20 protein-coding genes and 1 pseudogene are annotated in these 19361 nt (G+C 50.6%); 2 read left to right on the top strand and 19 right to left on the bottom strand.

What is annotated here, in order from left to right:
- The first annotated feature begins 48 nt into the window (after window positions 1-48).
- Together EDC52_RS03540 and EDC52_RS03545 are read left to right on the top strand one after the other, a co-directional pair.
- Entirely contained in the window at window positions 49-1218 is a 1170-nt protein-coding gene (locus EDC52_RS03540; RefSeq protein ID WP_131863939.1) for a tyrosine-type recombinase/integrase, read from the top strand.
- 73 nt (window positions 1219-1291) lie between these two features.
- Entirely contained in the window at window positions 1292-1999 is a 708-nt protein-coding gene (locus EDC52_RS03545) for an SOS response-associated peptidase family protein (RefSeq protein WP_131863940.1), read from the top strand.
- Window positions 2000-2010: 11 nt separating this feature from the next.
- Here the strand turns inward: EDC52_RS03545 and EDC52_RS03550 are convergent, their stop codons facing one another.
- From EDC52_RS03550 to EDC52_RS03640, 19 genes and pseudogenes are all read right to left on the bottom strand, one after another.
- Complete coding sequence (locus tag EDC52_RS03550; RefSeq protein ID WP_131863941.1) at window positions 2011-2772, bottom strand: hypothetical protein; 762 nt, start codon at window positions 2770-2772, stop codon at window positions 2011-2013.
- 11 nt (window positions 2773-2783) lie between these two features.
- Window positions 2784-4679, bottom strand: coding sequence for an SGNH/GDSL hydrolase family protein (locus tag EDC52_RS03555; RefSeq protein ID WP_131863942.1), 1896 nt, complete (start codon window positions 4677-4679; stop codon window positions 2784-2786).
- Window positions 4679-6877 (bottom strand): host specificity factor TipJ family phage tail protein, encoded by a 2199-nt coding sequence (locus EDC52_RS03560; RefSeq protein ID WP_456236571.1) that lies wholly within the window; start codon window positions 6875-6877, stop codon window positions 4679-4681. Before EDC52_RS03560 ends, EDC52_RS03555 begins: the two co-directional genes overlap by 1 nt.
- 43 nt (window positions 6878-6920) lie before the next feature.
- Window positions 6921-7202, bottom strand: a pseudogene (locus EDC52_RS20510) (NlpC/P60 family protein); the annotation flags it as partial.
- Window positions 7195-7668, bottom strand: a complete 474-nt coding sequence (locus EDC52_RS03570; RefSeq protein ID WP_131863944.1) for a DUF1833 family protein — start codon at window positions 7666-7668, stop codon at window positions 7195-7197. The pseudogene EDC52_RS20510 and the gene EDC52_RS03570, both read right to left, overlap by 8 nt.
- The gene (locus tag EDC52_RS03575) at window positions 7668-8138 is read right to left on the bottom strand and encodes a hypothetical protein (RefSeq protein ID WP_407924189.1); all 471 of its coding nucleotides are present in this window, start codon (window positions 8136-8138) and stop codon (window positions 7668-7670) included. The genes EDC52_RS03570 and EDC52_RS03575 overlap by 1 nt, the downstream gene beginning before the upstream one ends.
- The gene (locus EDC52_RS03580; RefSeq protein ID WP_131863946.1) at window positions 8138-11569 is read right to left on the bottom strand and encodes a tape measure protein; all 3432 of its coding nucleotides are present in this window, start codon (window positions 11567-11569) and stop codon (window positions 8138-8140) included. The genes EDC52_RS03575 and EDC52_RS03580 overlap by 1 nt, the downstream gene beginning before the upstream one ends.
- 61 nt (window positions 11570-11630) lie before the next feature.
- Complete coding sequence (locus EDC52_RS03585) at window positions 11631-11954, bottom strand: hypothetical protein (protein WP_131863947.1); 324 nt, start codon at window positions 11952-11954, stop codon at window positions 11631-11633.
- Between the two features lie 12 nt (window positions 11955-11966).
- A complete protein-coding gene (locus EDC52_RS03590) occupies window positions 11967-12353 on the bottom strand; it encodes an outer membrane protein assembly factor BamD (RefSeq protein WP_131863948.1) in 387 nt (128 codons plus the stop codon).
- Window positions 12354-12801: 448 nt separating this feature from the next.
- Complete coding sequence (locus EDC52_RS03595) at window positions 12802-13473, bottom strand: DUF6246 family protein (protein WP_131863949.1); 672 nt, start codon at window positions 13471-13473, stop codon at window positions 12802-12804.
- Between the two features lie 352 nt (window positions 13474-13825).
- A complete protein-coding gene (locus tag EDC52_RS03600; RefSeq protein WP_131863950.1) occupies window positions 13826-14581 on the bottom strand; it encodes an Ig-like domain-containing protein in 756 nt (251 codons plus the stop codon).
- 58 nt (window positions 14582-14639) lie between these two features.
- Window positions 14640-15029, bottom strand: coding sequence for a phage tail termination protein (locus tag EDC52_RS03605; RefSeq protein WP_131863951.1), 390 nt, complete (start codon window positions 15027-15029; stop codon window positions 14640-14642).
- A complete protein-coding gene (locus EDC52_RS03610) occupies window positions 15026-15397 on the bottom strand; it encodes an HK97 gp10 family phage protein (protein ID WP_131863952.1) in 372 nt (123 codons plus the stop codon). Before EDC52_RS03610 ends, EDC52_RS03605 begins: the two co-directional genes overlap by 4 nt.
- 1 nt (window position 15398) lies before the next feature.
- Entirely contained in the window at window positions 15399-15746 is a 348-nt protein-coding gene (locus tag EDC52_RS03615) for a hypothetical protein (RefSeq protein ID WP_131863953.1), read from the bottom strand.
- A gap of 97 nt (window positions 15747-15843) precedes the next feature.
- Window positions 15844-16245, bottom strand: coding sequence for a DUF7370 family protein (locus EDC52_RS03620; RefSeq protein WP_131863954.1), 402 nt, complete (start codon window positions 16243-16245; stop codon window positions 15844-15846).
- A 60-nt stretch (window positions 16246-16305) separates the two neighbouring features.
- Window positions 16306-16533 (bottom strand): glycoprotein, encoded by a 228-nt coding sequence (locus tag EDC52_RS03625; RefSeq protein ID WP_131863955.1) that lies wholly within the window; start codon window positions 16531-16533, stop codon window positions 16306-16308.
- A 10-nt stretch (window positions 16534-16543) separates the two neighbouring features.
- Window positions 16544-17647, bottom strand: a complete 1104-nt coding sequence (locus EDC52_RS03630) for a major capsid protein (protein WP_131863956.1) — start codon at window positions 17645-17647, stop codon at window positions 16544-16546.
- An 11-nt stretch (window positions 17648-17658) separates the two neighbouring features.
- Window positions 17659-18099: a hypothetical protein gene (locus tag EDC52_RS03635; protein WP_131863957.1), complete on the bottom strand. Its 441-nt coding sequence runs from the start codon at window positions 18097-18099 to the stop codon at window positions 17659-17661.
- The gene (locus EDC52_RS03640) at window positions 18099-19361 is read right to left on the bottom strand and encodes a hypothetical protein (RefSeq protein ID WP_131864095.1); all 1263 of its coding nucleotides are present in this window, start codon (window positions 19359-19361) and stop codon (window positions 18099-18101) included. Before EDC52_RS03640 ends, EDC52_RS03635 begins: the two co-directional genes overlap by 1 nt.

The raw sequence follows: 19361 nt of genomic DNA on the forward strand, positions 1-19361 counted from the left end.
GGGCATTCTTGCGGGCATCTTTCAATGCCCACACGTCGATGCCCACATATGCTAACCGCCAAACAGATAGAGCAAGCCAAACCCAAAGAGAAAGGTTACCGCATGGCTGACATGGGCGGCCTGTTCCTGTTTATCACTCCCACTGGCGCTAAGGTCTGGCGGTTGCGTTACCGGTTTGGGGGAAAGGAGCAAACATTGAGCATTGGCAATTACCCGGATGTTTCTTTGTCTGAAGCAAGGGCGGCTCAAGCGGCGACTAAATTGAAGATAAAATCGGGCATCAACCCAGCTGGCGAAAAGAGAGCGTTGAAATATCCCGAACTTAATCCATCGGCCCCCGATACCTTTAGAACCATGGCTATCGAATGGTTCAGCAGCAGGAAAAAGACCTGGTCAGATAAATACGCAGACGAAATGATGAGCATGTTCGAAAAGGACATCTTTCCATATATAGGTAATATGCCCATTACTGAAATAAAGCCAATGGTGCTATTGGGTGTGTTGAGAAAGTTTGAAGAGCGCGGAGCGATGGAGCGGGCAAGGAAGGCGCGTAGGCGTTGTGGGGAAGTGTTCCGGTACGCTATCGGTACCGGCAGGGCCGAGTATAACCCGGCACCAGACTTATCAATTGCTATGGGTGCGCCGAAGCCTGAGCATTATCCCTTCCTGCAGGAGTCGGAGGTTGGGGTATTCAACCAAGCCCTGGCGGGTTATGGTGGCAGTGTGTTGGTGAAGGTGGCCACACAGCTTCTACAGCTTACAGGCCTGAGAACGGTCGAGCTGCGGCTATCTCTCTGGTCATTTATCGACTTCGATAATAAGACGTGGGAAATCCCCGCTGAATTGATGAAATCTCGCCGGCCGCATATTGTTCCTATGTCCAGGCAGGTGATCGCCTTGCTGGAATACTTAAAGCCGATTACTGGCCACGGACAATTCATCTTTCCTGGGCGCAGCGATAATACGAAGCCTATCAGCGAAAACTCTATCCTGGGCGTGATACGGCGCATAGGGTTTGATGGCAGGGCCAGCGGGCATGGATTCCGGCATCAAATCAGTACTATTTTAAATGAACATGGTTTCGAGCCGGATCTGATTGAGCGTCAGCTTGCACATGTTGACCGTAACAAGGTGCGAGGCATTTATAACCACGCTCAGTATCTGGATAGGCGCAGGGAAATGATGCAGTGGTATGCTGATTACCTTGATGGGCTGTAAAGTCCATCATGCCCCCGGACTATCATCAAATTCCCTCCTATACTTAAATCCCAACCCGAAATGAAGAACGAACATGTGCGGCAGATTCGCTCAGTACGATCCGCGTGAGGACTACCTCGACTTTCTGAAACCAGAGGTCGAGTACAATGGTGCTTTGAACCTAGAGCCCATGGGCCGGTACAACGTCGCGCCGGGCACCCGCGTACTGCTGCTGAACCAGCGAGTTGCAAATTTGCAACTCGACCCAGTAATGTGGGGATATCAGCCGGCATGGGCTAAAGAAGCACACCGGCCGCCGGTGATTAATGCCCGTGTTGAAACAGCAGCAACCAGTAGGATGTTTAAACCGCTGTGGAATAGTGGCCGCACCCTGGTGATGGCCAATGGTTGGTACGAGTGGCGCAAGCATCCCAATGACGCCAAGATAAAGCAGCCTTATTTCATTTATCACGAAAACAAGAAACCGATATTCTTCGCTGCAATAAGTCGATTTCATCCGGATCCCCTAGATCCGCCAGAGGATGACGGCTTTGTGATTGTCACGGCGGCGAGTGATAAGGGGCTGCTGGATATTCACGACCGGCGACCGCTGGTCATGACGCGTGAGGCTTCGCTGGAGTGGATGTCACCGGACACCACTCCGGAACGGGCGGAAGAGCTGGCCCATGATGCGGCTATACCGGCTGATGAATTCGAATGGCATCCAGTGAGCAAGGAGGTGGGGAATATTCGCAATAATGATGAGTCGTTGATACAGGAGATTCAGAACCCTGTGGCGTGATTGGCTCATTGTTAAACGATAACGCCCTTTTTAGTGGCGCTTTCACGCATAAATTGTGCTGCTGTAGAAAATTTGGTATCAGAAAGGTATTCGCTCCAGATTGCCAATTCACAAAGCCTGACTTTTCCGGGAAATTGGTTGCTGTACGCCGAACCGATGCGCATTACATCGCCTAGGTCAGCGTCATTCAATGCAGGGGTATTGGTACCTGTAGTGCCGGCACTTAAATTATAAACCGTCCTGACTCGGGCAGTGTTTAGTACACGTCCGCCTATTAGATACCATTGATTGATTTGCGCCCCCGTTGCGGTTTCTGCGGCGGCACCAGAAGACACCCCGTTAATCAGAACTCCATGATTAAAGCGAGTGATGACATTGCCATCGGAGGCATCCGCACCAACGTCAAACCCCAGCGTAGTCCCAATGCAGAGCCCTGTTTCATCCTTTCTATTTGACTGATAGTTTGACATCACAGCAATCCCCTTTTCTTCCAAGGGCATCACGCTGGCAATAATAGTCATATCGGTACTATTTTTGATCGCCGTCACTAGGTAGGCCACTTGGGCCCCGGTCAACTCGATATAATTTTCATCATAAGTTGGCGTACCGACAACTGACAGTGCAGCTTTGTCGCGGATAAGGTTGCGTATCGATGTGGCCGCATCTATACCGAACGAAAAATACCCCTCCCATGCAGCAGGAAACGGAATAGAAAGCTTCGATTTGGGGGAGGCCCAAAGCACAGCGTTTTTATTGATGAGGCGAGTAGCCATTATTAAGTTCCTTAGTAAAAGTCCTGGGGGATATTGCCTACAGTAAGAGATAGCCGATCGAACGTGCACCAATTTCCGGGGGCGCCCCCGGAGGTATCCAAGACTGCGCGGACAGTTAATGCGTTTACAGTCGTCGGGATGGTGATGACCGTAGCCTTCCAAATAAAGGCACCTCGGCCCCCTTCTGGTGTTCCATAAGGCCTGGTATTACCGGCCTCTGGGATTTGGATTTGTCCGCAATTGCCGCGAGTTGACGTAGTTGGAATAAACACCCGGGCCGCTAAAACAACGGTCCTGCCCTTGAGTCGTTTCACTAGCGATGACGAAAGCGAAATTGCAGCATAGGTCTCGATGGTGCCGGACTGCACCAGTTTCAACCCATACTCCCCCGTCTCGACATTGATTGTATCCTTCTGGGCCGTACAACCAACAAGGGTCCATCCATTGGGAGCGGAATTTTCCGCATCCCAAGTGCTGAAATCAGCGTTCAATAACAAATTGGTCCCGGCAACCAGTCCGGGGATATACCGATTTGGGCTTGCCGGCCAAACAAAGAGATTTTTAACCAGATCAAATATTTTCGCATCACCCATGGCGCTCGGATGGATATTATCATTTCCCATATACCAATCTGTTGGCTTCCCGGCTTGTTGAAAGAGCTGGAATACATCAACAAGACTAAAACCAGCAGCGATAGCTGCCTGGCGCGCACCATTACTTCGTGTCGTCCCGTTGTCACTGTCTCGTAGTGGATTTTGAGAAAAAATAATGGCACCAGCATTTGGGTGCCTCTGGAGCATAGTGTATAAGACGGCCAAATCCATGCCCATGTGGGTGCTAGCTGGCACTGCATTATCAGTATTATGGCCGTGATTCATGATGACCAAGTCGGCCTGGCGTGGCATGTAAGCTATTTCGAAATATTGTCCCATTAAGTACAAAGGTTGTTTTCCGGCAACAGCGGCATTATAAAAATACAAAGTCTTACCGGCAGTGCCGACCTGTATTGTTATTGCGTTATTATAAGTACTACCTGTCCACGTGTAATAATTTACCGTGTAGGCTGGATAATTTGCCGCCAGAAATTCGGCAAGCTTTCGCGTCCACTTATTAAATATCTTTCCGGTCGTTGGGTCTGTATCGTGGTCGATACCCGTGGAGTCGCTGTTAACAATAATGCATACGTCATCCAATGCGGCGCGCATTTTAGACAAAAGGCCATAGGCAGCGGTCTGCGGTGGTAAATCTATTGTAACCTCACCAGGGCCTGTTCCTCCACCTGACACTTCATTTGAGATCGGAACATAGAAACCTAAACCATCTGAAATAATTATTTCATCGCTGGATATGGAGGCATCATTAACTATACCCATATTTCCGGAAATCATTTCATTCAGGTCGAGGGAGACTAATGGTGTTTCAAAGCCGCCCTCCGGTTTGATGCGAGAATGAGAGAAACCAAGCGTATCGGTGAACACTGTTAAGTCATCGGATTCATCTTGCTGGATGCTGCCCGCTATAGCATCCACCACTTTATTAGATGGTTCTGCCTTTTGCGTCCCATCCTCGTTAAATACTGGAGTCACTACCCCGCCGATGTTTCGATAATAAAGCACGGTTTCTTCATCATTTGGGCTGATGATGTAAACGATTTGGTTCTCAGGGATAGATCCGTCATCTATACGAAATTGGGCAGCAGTGGTATCCGTGAATACCTGGTTTAATATAGCCACCAGGCCGTTATTGGCCTCAACCAATCTTGCCTTGACGCCAGTAATAGTTTCCCGTTCCTCTCCCAGCCTGTCAGTGTATGTTTCAGCAGAGGAAGAGACTATTTCATCAATTTTCTGCACGTTAAATTGCAAATCCCCTGGCTCTGCACTTGGAACAGGATTATTTGTTGCCATTATTCTGACACCTCGTATTCATACATTTTTTGGTTATATTCTGAAACGGTGATTGAAGTCTTTCCGTCTGCTGAGGTTTGCTTTTGGGTAATTGTCCAGAGTGTTTCATCCATTTCCCCGGCGGTGGCAATAAAGTAACGGGACGCAGATTGGACATCCTCGCCATTCCAGATATTGAGAGATATATTGGGTACGGGGGCATTGAACCCGGAAGACGTATTGCCATTGAAGTGAACAGGTATCCGATCCGTAGGAACCCCGTCAGCATCGGTGATAACGACAAACATTGAACCTGAAAATTCTATCCGTTCGCTCGTCGTGAAATCATCGCCATTTCTGCCGGTTATCTTTCCAGATTGCTGATTGGTGTCATACCAATCCACAACCTGGATCATGTCGCCAACGTTAACCCATTCGCCATCCGACAGGGCCGTGATGCTCATCGTTTTGCGTGAGAACATAATCCGCAGGCATTCTTTCATCGCTCGGTCTACTGCCTGATAGCGATTCCTGATGTACAGCAACTGGAATTTTTTTGGCTTGGCTGGCTCTCCTTCTTCTATAGAGTCATTGTCGGTTATGCGGAAGTAGACATAGGACTGCTTATTGGTGAGCGGATCCTTATATTGCAACTCGACGCCATCAAAGCCGCCGTTTAATGTCATGTCGTAGGTGAGCCGATAGCCATCAGCCATAGAGTTGGCCGTATTAAATACCGTGGCCGGGTATTGGCGTGGCTCATCACGGACGAATGACATATAGCCATCTTCACAGAACACCGTGACGGTGGCGGCGTCGCAGATGCGTTGTAACCGCTCACCCAGAGAGATATCGGCATCGTCAAAGGTATAATCGAAGTAACCCAGGCGCGGGTCTGGCAGATTGTCATAAATCTGATAAAGCATATCAGCATCGATATTATCGATGCTTTGTTTGCCGGTTATTATCCAGTTATGCAGGACAATATCGGGAAATATGCGGGAGGGCCGGAGCATGTAATCAACCTGCTGGGTATCTCGATTAAACGTAATGACGTGACGGGTGATCAGTGCATTATATTTACGGTCCTTGGCGCTGGCCCCTTCAGCTGCTTTAATCCGAATCAGAACGGTCGTATCATTCGGGTGAACAACGTTCTGGCGAAGCGTCATCGTTCCGATAGACTCAAGCGTCAACTTACTGGCTGCGTCTGCTCTATCATTACGCACAAGTTGCACCGCGTAACGACCTCGCCCAGCCAGGGGATAAAATTTGTCCGTTCTGTAAAAAGTCTCTTGGCTTACATCATGGGGCGTGGGCTGGCGAAATACACGCGACTCTCGGGTGCCCTGAATCTCGTTGTTATCGTCGTCCACCTTCCAGAACGTTACCGTCCAGTTGGTTTCTGTATTGCCGGGTAGCGCGGAGTTAGTGTTAATCCACAGCTCATCACCATCAGTAGGTGAAAAATACGGTCCTGTAATGATCGTGCTGCCATCGTCATTCTTTGGATTGACCTCCTCGCCACTTACGTCATCAAAATAATAAGGCTCATAAAGCTGGCTAATGACTTCGCCAGGTTGGAATACCTGAGACGTAGCCCCCTGCAAAGCATCAAGCGAGCTCTCAGCGTAACGGATTGAACTCACGTCATAGCGGCCAAGGCCAAAATTCATGAGCTCGGTGACATATTTGACGTTATCAATATATTCGGTGAGGGATTCCTGAAGCAAATCTGGAAACGCCCGAACCTGGCCGAAATTATCGGGCCTGGCCTCTCCGTTTCGGGCAATATTAGTTTGTGACTTGAGGTTATTATTGGGTGATGTTTTTGTCTGGGCAGTATTTGTCGCATTCGCATTAGTGTTATAAAGCGACGACATGACTTTCTGGGTAAATTTTATTGGGTTTAGATGTTCAAGGGGATTAAGTAGGGTTTTGACTAATCCACCATCTTGCGGTTGATCGTAAATATTGACGATGTCACTTGCAGTCAAGGTAAATCCGATTTCATCGTCAGGGCCAATATACTTGCCATTAATGCTGATTTTGGCATCACCGCTAAAATCTAACCCGTCTAGCGCTTCACATAGTCGCACGCCAGCCGCAAATATCTCCTGCTGCTTCGGCAGTCCCGGTATTCGCTGAATATTGATTATCGGCATAAGAATAGAACTCAAGTCGTGTGAATATTTTTCGCCAGGCGGCCAGGCGATCAAGTCTTACGCTGCTGCTGCGCTGACGCGAGTGGAGCACTTTGTCACCTATGACTATCCCGACATGAACTGGCCGTGAGCCGTGATAACCAACCAATAACCCGCCATCCAACGGCTGATCAGTACTTCGCCAGTGAGTCACCTCATCGCTAAAGCAAGTAATGAAGTCTTCACAGGCCTCATAGTTCGGTGAGTGATGAACCTCCACGCCGGCCACGTGCCGGAAGTACAGCACAATCAGCCCCCAACAATCTGCGGCCTCGAAAGAACACACCCGATTCCGCCAGGGTATGCCCATCACTTTGTCGATAAATTCTTGCCTATACATTTTTCAGCCCCGGAAATTCAGACGTTTTGTACAAAACAGCCACGTTGTTGTTCATAGGGTTCTTGATGGTCAATGAGACAGTTACGTCAGACTCATCCATCGTCACGGAATCAACAAACAAGGACCAGGGTTTCAAGGGGGTATTCATGTCAGAGGAGTCATAGCGCCTGTACAGTGCCGTTATCGGCGTCAGCCGTGATGATCCCTGCCACAGCTTGAGCGTTTGTTTAAAGTCGGCTGCAATGCGCGAGAAGCGTACACTGGCGGTAATAACTGGTGTATTGCTCTGCTGGCTCGGTACGACCTCCATCCTGATCCCCATGAATTCCTGGCCCTGAAAAACCAAAGGTTTTATCTGATTAGCCACGAAATATTTGTAACCAAAAGAGGGGTGATAGAAGGTTATGGTGTGGTACAAGATGCGGTTTGCAGGTCTTCGTGATTGAAATTCACGCAGTGTGGGCATCAGTCTGACCTCGGCATAATCTGATTAACAACCCGGTCAAGGATGCTTTCCCAGCCCTCAGGCAACATGACAAGCAGATCATCATACTGGTCATCCTCATTATTGAGCTCGCGGGCAATGACGGTCGCCGTCCAGGTGGTTATTGAGCCATTGATGGAAGTTTGCACCGGCATGGTCACAAAATGCACTTGCTGCAACTGGGTTTCGCCACCGCCTATCTTGATGCGGATATCGAACCATTTTGTTCCGTTATCCAGATATTTAGGGCTGCGTATCCACTGTGCGAATGCCCGCTCTTCTCTCGGCTTAAATTTCCACACCAGGCTCCAGGTAACCGGCAAATCATCTGTGAGTTTTTGAAAAATAGGCTCACCGACTACAGGCTGATCTGCCCTGAAGCCAGTGGCCTTGGTCATGGATTTATTGTCTTTCTGGGCCAGGGGTAGCCAGTCGGGGTAAGGTATGGCCATTATTCATTAGCCTTTCTCTGGGTGTTGTAATTGCGGCTTATGGCCTGCCCAATCTGGCCGCCTTGATCGATATCGCTGACGATGGTTTCAAGCGTCAGCGTGCCATTACCATTCATCCTTGCTGATGAACTTACCTGAGCATTTGGAACGCTGTTGTGAATGATGTTATTTACGACCAGGCCACCGCCGCCGCTTAAATCCTTATTACTGATAACTTTTCCATTATCACCAGGGATCATGTACTGACTGCCGTTAGATGCCCGGTAGATTTCAGGCATGCCGCCCTCGCCCACCTGGTACATCGAGCCAGCAGATACCGGGCCGCCGTTCTTGCGCTTGCCAGCCAGTCCCCCGGAAAGTGCCATGGCCGCGACAACAGCGCCAATACCAATCGCCGCAGCGCCACCGAATGAACCGATGGATGCTACGATGGCCGCAGGCGTCCATGCGGCTGTAGTGGCTACTGCTGATGCCGTGCTGGCTGCCGTGGTCGTCGCTGTTCCTGCTACAGACGCAGCAGTGGTCGCGGATGTGGCCGCAATTTGAGCCGCGCTCCCCGTCACTGCAGATTTAACCCACTCCACGCCCATTTGAACAAAGGCATTCACCAGGCTATTCAGAACAGTGCTGGATATAGAAGAAAGCGCCTCATTGGCCGACATGCTGCCGGTTACTATGCCGGTAAGTGCGTTGGAGGCATTGCCGGACAGGGCGTCGAAGGATGCTGCCAGCGCCTCATTACCCGTGCTCTGGTTGCGCCACAGCTCCCACATGGCCGCTGTACGCTGCTCCTCATACTGTTTATTGGCTGCATTACGTAAGGCAATGCCTTGCTGCTCGGTAATGGTCTTATTAGTTTCGAATTGCTGGATGAGTGCGAGCTTACGTGCGTTCTCGTTTGCCAGCGCCTGAACCGGGTCTACCTTAGCGGCATTTTCCTGCTGGGGCGTAACAACTGCATTGGCATTCGCTTCAGCTATTTTGCTGGCATATTCACCGGCAATTTCAGCGCGGCGCTTTTGGCTCTGCTCGTAACTAATATCCCCAGCGGCTAATTGCCTCTCTAACTGTGACAGATCAAGGGCTCGCTGCTTCTCTGCATTCGCAACCTGATCACTATCGATGGCTGCTTTTTTATCCTTCATCCGCTGCTGGATGTCGAATATCTTTCCTGCCTGTTCTGAAGCTGCAGCAATCTGTGCCTGGCTGGCTCCAGAGCCAAGATCCTGCACTGCTGAGAGTTGCGCGGCTTCACGATTAAGGTTTTTATTATTGAGTTCAGCAACGGCCATCTCATTGCTTAAATCTTGGAGAGTTTTAACCCGGCGTTTTTCTGCTGCCTCGGCTTGTGTCTCAGCTTTAGCGGCTGCCTTGACCTCCCTCCCCCTGCTCGCTTCAGCTTGCTGCAAATCATAATTCTTACCAGCAAGCTCGCCGGCTGAATTAATCTGGTTCTGGTTGCCGCCTTTTGCCTCATTATCCAACCGCGCCTTAGTAACAGCCCTTAGGCGTTTATCAGTAATGGCGAGCAATTCGTTTTCCTGTTCTATTTCCTTATTATATTCATCAGCCTTTTCACTCCTTGGGAGCATCAGGCTATTTGAATTGAAGTTATCTTTTGCCCGCGATGCGATATCTATCGCCTCACCTAGTTGCCCCATGACACCTGCAACAACCCCAGCTTCATGCCCATCACGCTTAAGCAGCTCTATGCCTTGAGCAAATGTGCCATTGAATTGAGCGCGTATAATACCGACCTTGCTCACTGTCTGGCTGAGCTTGTTCTGCTGGCGATCTTCTAATGCCAGCAATTGGGTATGCTCTTTTTGGACGTCAGAGAGCACGCTCAGTGTTGCCCGATAAGCACCACTATCCTCTTTCAGGAAACTCAGCGTCCGGCGTAGCTTATTTTGCTGATCCTCATTTGCCTTAATGGTGCCCTGAGTATCGTCAATGGCCTCTTTCTGGTCTGTTATAGACTTTGTAGCCTTATCGATCTCAGCCGCAAGCTGCACTTGGCTCATGGTCTTCATTTTACCAATGACGCTATCAAGGGTGTCAGCAAAAGCGATTGATTCATCCCTTGCCTGTTGGGCCTTCTGATAAAAATAGAACAATGCAGCGCCGGCGATTACTGCCGCGCCAACTGGCCCCCCAATAAGGGCTAATGCGCCAGTGGCGAGAGAGCCGATGGTTGTTGTTGCGGCCGCAGCTGCAGCCGTAGCCGCACTGGCGGCGGCACCTTCAGCAAGAAGGGCTTCAGCATAAGCAGCTGATCTTTGAATGGCGATCGACTTTGCCGCTACAAGGGCATCTAAAGCCAGCGCCTCGGCGAGCGTTCCCCTGGCAAGGTTATATTCCGTCTGAGCCACAGCCACATTTGATAATGCCTGCTCTCTATCCAAGGCCAATTTTCTGACGGTGACAGTGGCTGCTTCTGCTGTGGCTGCCGCCGCTGCGGCCGTTGCTTTTCCTTGTGCTATCGCAGCATGCATGTCTGCCGCTCTGGCGCTTGCCGAAGCAAATAAAGCTCCTGCAAATCTGCTCCCTACCAACACAGAGGCAGCAGCGATTACGTTTGTCACTACGTCCATATTTTCGCTCAGGGTAACGATAGCTGAGTTAAAAATTCTTATTACAGAGTTAGCGCTTGAGTTTTCCCCAACAAATTTTGTGATGTTATTAGTGGCGACAGTATAAGCTTGGCCCATGGTCGCTACCGTCTTGGCAAACTCTTTGCCAATAGCATCGCCTTGCTTTAGTAGCCCATTTACAACAACATCGGTTGTCAGCTTTCCTTGGGCTGCCATCGACCTTAGCTGCCCAATCGTAACGCCCATAGAATCAGCCAGGGCTACAATTAGTCTGTTACCCTGTTCATTGACTGAATTGAATTCTTCACCTCGTAAAGCACCTGAGGCTAGCCCCTGCGATAGCTGGATTACAGCGTTTGACGCTTCTTGAGCGGTTGCCCCTGAAACGACGAACCCCTGATTAATAATTGTCGTCAATCGGGCAATGTCATTGACGCTAGTGCCGTAGCTTCGAGTGGCACGCTCCAGGCGGGCATAGAGCGAGGCCGTTGCATCCAGCCCCGCACGGGTGTTTTGAGATATGTCGAATACGCGCTGAGTTACAGCAGCGAGGTCTTCATTGGCTCTGACGGAGTTTGCCAATTTATTATTTACGACCGTCCAGGCTTCAGCATATTGCGCCACCTGTTGAACCGAAATTGCTGCAGCCAGCGCCGAGGCTACTTTTGACAAAGAGGCAAATGATCGTTCCGCATTATTCGCGGAGCGGGCGGTATTGTTAAAACCCGCATCAAGTCGGTCTAATCGCTCATTAACTTGGCGCTGTCCCTGTAGTAGGCCGGCAATGTCCATCTGGACCTGGTAAACGATATTGCCAACTTGAGTTTCACCTGCCATTTACTTTTCTCCAGGCAATAAAAAACCCCGCCGAGGCGAGGTTTATTTTGATTCTGCGAATTTATTTAAGTAGAGCGCTAAGCGAGTAGATTATCTTGTCAAAATTCTTCTGATGCTTATGCATTCCTGCAATGTTTGGGCTGAATTTAAGAGATGAATCGATAGATATAATCGATGATTTATCATCTACATCTGTGACAACGATCGTCATATTTTCTCCCCATGAAAATAGAGACATCCCAACGCTTACTGTTAGCCGACGGAGAATTTCATCTTGATTTTTGATTTTCATTCCGGCAGAAGGTACCGCCTCCAAGAGCTTGGCAAAAACTTTGTCGGCTGGGTATGGGAATTTTTGTTGTGTAGATTGGCTGGTTAAGCTCATAAATACCTCACTCTAATCCGAAGCCAGACCTGTTCGGGTGTTTATTTCTGATTCTGACATTGAATATTTGGCAACTTTATCGCCATCAAACAATATCACAAGCTCTTTTTTTGTTCCCGTCACAGTGTTGTTAAACAAACCATAAAATGGGATGAATGCCTTACCGCTCACCTTCGCCTTGGCAAAAGAATATTTCCATATTTCTTTGCCGCCATCCGTGAAATTAACGTTATCCGGCGATCCGAAGTAAGCCTTAACCTGAGCTTTTGTCGTGACACCTTCTTGCAGTCTAGTTTGAACGCTGGTTTCGCTCTCTTTTTGAAGTTGCTTATTGCCTGATGATGAGCAGCCTGCAAGCAGTAAAGATGCACTTATCGCCAAAATGACAAACTTTTTCATTCCCTTCCCCCACCGCTACATTTTGCAACAGCATATCACTAGGGAATCGCAAAGGAACGCAAAATGCTGAACCTACTTCTCAGTTTTCCAATCCGCATTACCCCAATTCCCTCGCCACCGCCAGCCACTTAATCAAGCAGCGGGATTATTGATGTAGGTAACGTTTTTCGCTCGTCTGCAGGAATAGACTCCCGGGAGTTCGACCATCTCGGCCGACACCCATCCATCAAGGCCCAACATGAAAAAAGCAATCGCACTGTTATTAATAGTGGTTTTCAGCGGAATGTCCGTTTCAGCCATGGCATGCCCGAAAGGACAGCACCCTCATGGCGGTACGGGATCACACCATAAGGGTGGTTATTGCTCTGCAGACTAATGAGCGCACTGCTTTATCTTGGGCGCTCTGGAGTGTCCGGGATAAAGGTCATGCTCATGCAGTAAGCTCAACTTAACGTGCTTCCGCTTTTGCTATCCGAGCCGCCTTTTTCCTGAAGTGTTCATCGGTCGAAGCGTCATACTCTTCTCTGGTAAAGCCTTTCTGGTCTGGATATTTTGCACTAAGCAAAAGTTGAAACTCTGTCATTGTTAGCTGTTCTGCTTCAATTCTTGGCATGGAAAAGTGATTCCTAGCAGCGCTGATGTAATCGAATGCCCTGAACTCGCTGACATAATCGTTTGTTTCGTGCCGCTGCAGCTTGCGTACCTTAGCCTGACCGATGATCCCATGGTCAAGCAGTGACTTAGCCAGGATGATGATATCCGCCATGGGCATCTGACCGCTGCGATAAACGATACCGCTATGACCCGGCCGCCATTCGCCTATTAGCGAGGTAATATCCTCATCGCAGCAGGACTGCATAACCAGCATGGATGTTGATAGAACCTTGCGGCCAAACGCTGGCTTATTTAATGCCTTAATTAGCCACTCAGGAATAGACCTGTAAGCCCCCATGGCGGCAGAAATTATTTGTGTCACCTCTGCACCATTTAATATCGAGTAAGCCTGAACGATGTCACCTGGCGAGCCTATCCGCGACATATTTGCAAAGGAGGGGCGAATAAAGTAATCCCGCTTCGTATCGGATATCAGCATTTCGCCAATTTCGGTAAGTGGTGTCATTTTACGCCCTGAATACGTTTAGAACTTAGCGGGCATTCGGAAAATGTCCACTGGAATGGACATGCGGTAAAACCACGAATCTGCGGTGTTTACATAACGTATTGAATTTGTTCTAGAGTGCAAAAATGCACTCTGGTGTATGCTGATTAACATGAGGAACACACTCATGCCGCCGCATAAAGAAGTTTCATTTGTCCTTTCACAGGGAACGCGGACATGCACCGATAGCCAACCGGTTCCTCAAGGGTCATCCTGAAAGGTTCTGTGTGATTAGCCGTGCGAACGGCATTGAGGGAATTGCAGGTATAAAAAACCCCAGCAGGTGCCGGGGTCGTTGGTGCAAGAAGAGTTATTACACGGTGACAGTGGCCACGTGTGTCGCCACGAACTCGCCATCGTTGGTTTTAACCGTGATCGTTGCTGCACCTGCCGTAGCGCCGGGAGGCGCGGAGACGGTTACCGTATTACCTGCAAACGCTGCGGTAGCTCGAGAGGGTATAGAGGAGGTGACGACGAATGTTTTGTCATCAGCGTCGGCCGGGGCGACTGTCACGGTAAAAGTTTTGCTAGTGCCGGCGGCGATATTACTCGTAGCAGGTGTTACTGTGACACCCGTAACAGGAGTTTCAGGATCTGCCTCGACGATTTGGAAAGTGTTGCCGTCTGCCAGTTTGAATTCCAGACTATACGTGACAATGTCTTTTACGCCGCCGCCATCACTCATGCCGGTAGTATTCATATAACCGATGTGATAGCTATCGCCCCAATGAAACCGCATCCATACCGTCGGTTGCCGACGAGCGCGGATCTCGTCAACGACATACTTCACATACTGCTGGATCCCGAACTCATCTGCTCGGTCATTCACCCGAACCTCCCCCTCAATGGTGTACGTAGGATCGAGGTTGGATATCATTGTCGATGAGAACCCACCGTCATCAGCATCTGAAGAAAGCGATTCAGGGCTTAAGTTCCATGACGCAGTGGTCGGCAGTCCCATCAATTTCCAGTCTGTTTCACCGGGAACCGTATCAGGGCAGCCGTAAGCCAGTTCGAGAGTTTTAGCGCGACCGATGAGGCGGTCAAAGCTGGTTGGACAACCTTTCATTGTAACCTCTTAAAATAAAAAAGGCCGCACCAGGCAGCCATTGGAAGTGGAATAGAATTTATTCGCCGTAGGTCACAGCAAATTGGAGACGATAGACGAGCCTGCCCTCAGTTGTCTGAACTGGCGAAGGAATGCCGCCTAGATTTTCGATATATCCGATGCAGTCATTGGGCTGCGGGTTATCCTGCACGTACTGGATTATTGCCTGGACAGTGTCGTCAGCTCTCTGGAACTCGGTTACCCCTTTGGCTGATACGACATCAACCAAAACGTAATATTCCGCCGCGAGCTCGCTATGGATATTGGCCCCACCATTGGGGCGAAATACAATGAATCTATCAGCTAACTTGCCAGTGTCATTCCATGCCAGCACTTGCACAATGAAATTATCCGTTAGCCCGGCGTCTACCATCCAGTTACGCACACGCTTGTGCATGGGTGGAGTCATAGGCTCAATTCCCTTGCAACAGCGGCGTCAATCTGACGTAACTCCTCATCGAAGCCCTTGGTCAGGAATTCTTTGGTCGCTGTGGACCGCCGGAATGTCTGCTTGTGATTCGGGCCATGTACATAAACGGCATAGTTGGCTGAATAACCCACCCTGCCGGTGATTCGGGTCCCGTTGATCGTCACTTCTCGGAACTGGCTATTGATGAGTGTTGATGTGTCGATAGGGGTCAGCAGTGAAGCGTGAGCGCCGCCGATAAGCATCGCCACATGCAAGGCACGCACCACCTTTCGGCCTCGAATATCGCCAACCAGGCTATCCAGATTACTTTGTGCCTGGCGGATGCCCGTTACCCTTACTCTCGCCATGTTAGACTCCGGTAATGACGGCAAAGTCATCTGCAATGCGGTCAAAGGTGTCGGCATAGCGGATCACATGCCGTACTTCGTCTGCGCCGGCAGTAACCGGGTCAGCCTCGATCGATACGCCCAGCAGGATATAATCACCCTTCTCTGCCCCAGCGAACTCCGTCCAAAACGTATCCTTGATAACCAGCTCTATGCCGATATCGCCCAGCCGAGACGTGGCATCACCGCCGTAGTCGCAGAGGATAGTTACCGGGGCGGCGTAACCCAGCGGATCACCATACTCATTGATGCCTAGGTTTTTCCAGAACGTGGCCAGGGCGGTGTAGCTCCAATTAGCATCTGCGCTCATGAGAGATAACCCTCGTATTGGTCTGGGCAATCCGGGCAATCTGGACACTTCTCGCAATCGGGCTTTTCTTCTTTGTCGTCCTCTTTCGGTTCAGACATTATTCACCTCCGCAAAAACACCCGCCCTTGCCAATCCAGATGCCAGCAAAGGCAGGGTTAGCAGTGGGGTCAGGTGGGATTAAGCCGACAGCGCATCCGTATTTATCCAGCCCGCGTAATAGTGAAAGCGATCCCTTCCACCTGTCGCCAAATGATTGATAGCGAAACGACCGCGAGGCACCGGACGGGGCTGTTTGAGAGCTGATATATTTATCGCCCTGGCCCAGCCCCATCAGCCCTATTAAATACAGTTGAATCAATAACGCGGTAGACGCCGGGTAATGTTCATCCAGGCAAGGCTGAATACTGCCTACCTGATCTATCAGTGCCTGCAATAGGAAGTCGGGGAGAGTGACGCCAACTGTCTTCAGATATTCTTTAGCCTGTTCGATGGTCAGCATAACTGGCTCCAGTAAAACCCTCCGGGGAGGGCATTAAAAAAGCCGCTCATTTCTGGCGGCTTATTCGGCTTCTTTTTTCTTTCGCCCAGGCTTGGGCGATTCGTCCTCCTGCTCCGCATCTTCTGCGGAAGGATTACTTACCGCTTCAGGCGTCGCCGGGGACAGTTCGCCGGCTTCACCTTTCAAAAGGCGAACGTTAGGCTCAAGAGCCATGTGCAGCTTATCGAGTTCAACAATGTCGCCAATGACCACGCCGTGCCATGGGCGGATAACTTCATACTTTGCCATGGATTCCCCCTTATGCCAGATTGGCGCCGTACAGCACACCGGACAGGCCGGCACCATCACGCTTAACCTGTAAGCCTTCCGCTGACATGATCTGGAAATTGTAGTTATTCTGCGGCATCGGACGAGGCAGAGGCACTACACCCACAGCCATGCCAATCAGCGGCGAAACAACGTCCTGACGACGCTGATAGGCCAGGAATTCATTGCCAGACAACGCATAGGTCGGCTTGATGACCTTTGCAGGGATGAACGGCATGATCGCCGTCATTACGGAACCGCCAATTACGCCATTGGCCCCATTGTTGATGTTAATCAGGTACGGTCGAGCTAAGTTAGCCCAGATTTCGTAACTGACCCACAGCACATCATAGGCATCCACCTGATTAGCGCGGGCGCGAGCACCGAACGCGCCCGCCTGACCGAAGAAGGCCAACAGAGCATCAGTTGCGGCGGTGGTTAGGTCGATATTAACGCCGCCAGCACCGGCACCGAGATTGATCTTGATGGTGTTGCGGTGATTTTTCAGCCCTTGCGCAGGATAGTTCTGCACCTGAATAGTTGCGTCGCCGTTCAAGTAATAGTTAACACGGCGTTTGTGAAACTTGCGCATTTTTGCAGCTTGAGAGTCCAGCACCAAATCGATGCCGACAGTGTTCAAACCAGCGGCGACGCGCCAGTTAACGCCATAGCCCGCGGTGAATACCGGGATCGGGTCACCGTCACTTGCGTATTCGGTGTGGTCGAAAGAATAAGGCGGCTGCCCATCCAGGCTAATAGACACGTCATCGGCGATATCCCCAACCACGTTGTACAGCTTGGCGGTCTTGCCAACCGGCAGGATGGTTTGCACGCTCATCAGGTCGTTGATGATTTCCATACCGATTTCTTGATCGCGCATCTGGACAATCTGGCGGTCAATCTCTGCCCAGAAATCACGCCCCAAACCATCGCCCAACAGAGCATTGGATGCCAGCGTTTCCTGGTCCATCGCCCCCTTGTAGGCGTTGGTCATAAGCTTATGGGACTTGTCCCAGATATTGCGCTGCGCCCAAAGCGATTCCCATTGGCGAAGCAAGCGACCGTTTGTAGCCAGCGTTTCAGCGGTAAAATACATTCTGTTCTCCTTTAGGCCACGACGACAGATGAAGCGCGGGCACGAATGCGGATAAAATCAACCGCCGTCGTCGTCACTGCATCTTGGCTGTAGCCAATAATCTGATAAGTGCCTGCCGTTGCTGGCACGGCTACGGCCTGACCCGCTATAACGGTAATTGGCTGGTCTTTGGTGTATGTTCCGGCCGCAACACGAACGGCGAATTCGCGGCCTTCCTCCAGGTAGTTGCCGATGGCGGAATGACCAGCGGGGATCTGGTCAGTAATGCCCAGACCTTCGTGATAGGCACAGTCGATGACGTACAGGCGGCCGACTACGCCAGTTGCTTGGGCAAACAGATTGCTGCCGTTAATGACGGCCAGGGTGCCGGGATAAAGTGCCGCTGCGGTTTTGCGAGTCTCGGCCTTATACAGCGATTGACCGTCAATATTCACACGGTGATAGCGTGCCATTATTTAGCACCTCCGAAATAGGTGGCCGGGTCCGGCGCGCCGGTTTGCTCAGGCTGCTTGCCTGAATTGGTGCCAAGCGGTGTAGGCTCGCCTAGGCTTTTAAACATGACATCCAGCGCTTCACCGGACAGCGAGTTAGCCACAATTTCGCCGTGTTTTGCCGCCACGGCGTCGCGCTTGGTTTTTTCTTCGGCGCGGGTGTTTGCGGTCAGCGATTCGGCCAGTTTGGTTTGATTGGTCTGAAGGGCTTCCACCTTTTCAGTAATGGGTTTAAGCGCGTCAGCAAAGTTAGCGGCGATGCCTTTGCCAATTTCGCTGATCAGCTCGTTCTTTTCTTCTGTGGTAAGAGGCATATCGCCCTCCGGGTTGGTTGCAGATTCAATCTGCGGGTTAAAAAGCTTTTTGATGTGGTTTACAGCAACGGATACCCATGATTCCTGTCGTGCTACGGCGGTGCCGGTATCATCGAAGGTGATCTTGCCTCCTTCGCTTTTGTAACCGTAAACCTCGGCCTTCCCGCCATTCCTGACGATGACAGCCTGTGAATCGGTGAAATCAGCAATCCAAGCGTAATCATCACCGCCGGGGGCAAATCGTTCCTTTGCAGCGCGGTCGAGTCTGGTCTCGCGCTCGCGGTAGGATTCACCTACAAGCGCGCCTGAATTAGCTTGAAGTGGTGTAGCGAGATCAGCATTAACCATTAAGCCCACACCTTGCTCCGGTGTGGCTGCGCCGACTTCGTTCAGTAGGATTGCGTCGTGGTCCATGGCTAAGATTTTCACCACCCAGTCAGCTCCCTGCGCCTTCTGCTCCGGGCTCGCTTCTATTTGCTCACGGAATACCGCGACGCTGGTATGGATTGGCGGAACGTCTTCACCACGCTCGATTGCTGCTACGCGATCGAGAAACTCGCGCCCACCTTCCGATTGCTGCGCGTTGGACACATCCACCCACTTCTCCAGATAGACACGGTTACCTGATTTTTTAACGTTGCGATTCCAGGCCCCGATATGTCCCACGTTGATACCCTCGGGCGAGAAGGCAGAAACGAACTGCCCGTTTACTGTCGGGTGGCCAAGTGGGGCGAGAGTGCCCTCCAGACCTTGATAATGGGCGTCAATCTCGGAAGCTGGGTACAGCTCCTTATTCATGATGACATTCGCCGGGAGGGTGTAGCTTGGGATGATGATATGTTCGCGGCCGTTGTAGGTTTCCCGCCGGATAGACGCACTGTTAACCTGTGTGGTTACGTTGACTTGCAT

It is taken from the genome of Biostraticola tofi, assembly GCF_004343195.1.
Taxonomy (GTDB): Bacteria; Pseudomonadota; Gammaproteobacteria; order Enterobacterales; family Enterobacteriaceae; genus Biostraticola; species Biostraticola tofi.

Bases quoted from the DNA above. Each gene is read 5' to 3' on its own strand.
- EDC52_RS03540 (WP_131863939.1), top strand. From the start codon at position 49: ATGCTAACCGCCAAACAGATAGAGCAAGCCAAACCCAAAGAGAAAGGT.
- EDC52_RS03545 (WP_131863940.1), top strand. From the start codon at position 1,292: ATGTGCGGCAGATTCGCTCAGTACGATCCGCGTGAGGACTACCTCGAC.
- EDC52_RS03550 (WP_131863941.1), bottom strand. From the start codon at position 2,772: ATGGCTACTCGCCTCATCAATAAAAACGCTGTGCTTTGGGCCTCCCCC.
- EDC52_RS03555 (WP_131863942.1), bottom strand. From the start codon at position 4,679: ATGGCAACAAATAATCCTGTTCCAAGTGCAGAGCCAGGGGATTTGCAA.
- EDC52_RS03570 (WP_131863944.1), bottom strand. From the start codon at position 7,668: ATGCCCACACTGCGTGAATTTCAATCACGAAGACCTGCAAACCGCATC.
- EDC52_RS03575 (WP_407924189.1), bottom strand. From the start codon at position 8,138: ATGGCCATACCTTACCCCGACTGGCTACCCCTGGCCCAGAAAGACAAT.
- EDC52_RS03580 (WP_131863946.1), bottom strand. From the start codon at position 11,569: ATGGCAGGTGAAACTCAAGTTGGCAATATCGTTTACCAGGTCCAGATG.
- EDC52_RS03585 (WP_131863947.1), bottom strand. From the start codon at position 11,954: ATGAGCTTAACCAGCCAATCTACACAACAAAAATTCCCATACCCAGCC.
- EDC52_RS03590 (WP_131863948.1), bottom strand. From the start codon at position 12,353: ATGAAAAAGTTTGTCATTTTGGCGATAAGTGCATCTTTACTGCTTGCA.
- EDC52_RS03595 (WP_131863949.1), bottom strand. From the start codon at position 13,473: ATGACACCACTTACCGAAATTGGCGAAATGCTGATATCCGATACGAAG.
- EDC52_RS03600 (WP_131863950.1), bottom strand. From the start codon at position 14,581: ATGAAAGGTTGTCCAACCAGCTTTGACCGCCTCATCGGTCGCGCTAAA.
- EDC52_RS03605 (WP_131863951.1), bottom strand. From the start codon at position 15,029: ATGACTCCACCCATGCACAAGCGTGTGCGTAACTGGATGGTAGACGCC.
- EDC52_RS03610 (WP_131863952.1), bottom strand. From the start codon at position 15,397: ATGGCGAGAGTAAGGGTAACGGGCATCCGCCAGGCACAAAGTAATCTG.
- EDC52_RS03615 (WP_131863953.1), bottom strand. From the start codon at position 15,746: ATGAGCGCAGATGCTAATTGGAGCTACACCGCCCTGGCCACGTTCTGG.
- EDC52_RS03620 (WP_131863954.1), bottom strand. From the start codon at position 16,245: ATGCTGACCATCGAACAGGCTAAAGAATATCTGAAGACAGTTGGCGTC.
- EDC52_RS03625 (WP_131863955.1), bottom strand. From the start codon at position 16,533: ATGGCAAAGTATGAAGTTATCCGCCCATGGCACGGCGTGGTCATTGGC.
- EDC52_RS03630 (WP_131863956.1), bottom strand. From the start codon at position 17,647: ATGTATTTTACCGCTGAAACGCTGGCTACAAACGGTCGCTTGCTTCGC.
- EDC52_RS03635 (WP_131863957.1), bottom strand. From the start codon at position 18,099: ATGGCACGCTATCACCGTGTGAATATTGACGGTCAATCGCTGTATAAG.
- EDC52_RS03640 (WP_131864095.1), bottom strand. From the start codon at position 19,361: ATGCAAGTCAACGTAACCACACAGGTTAACAGTGCGTCTATCCGGCGG.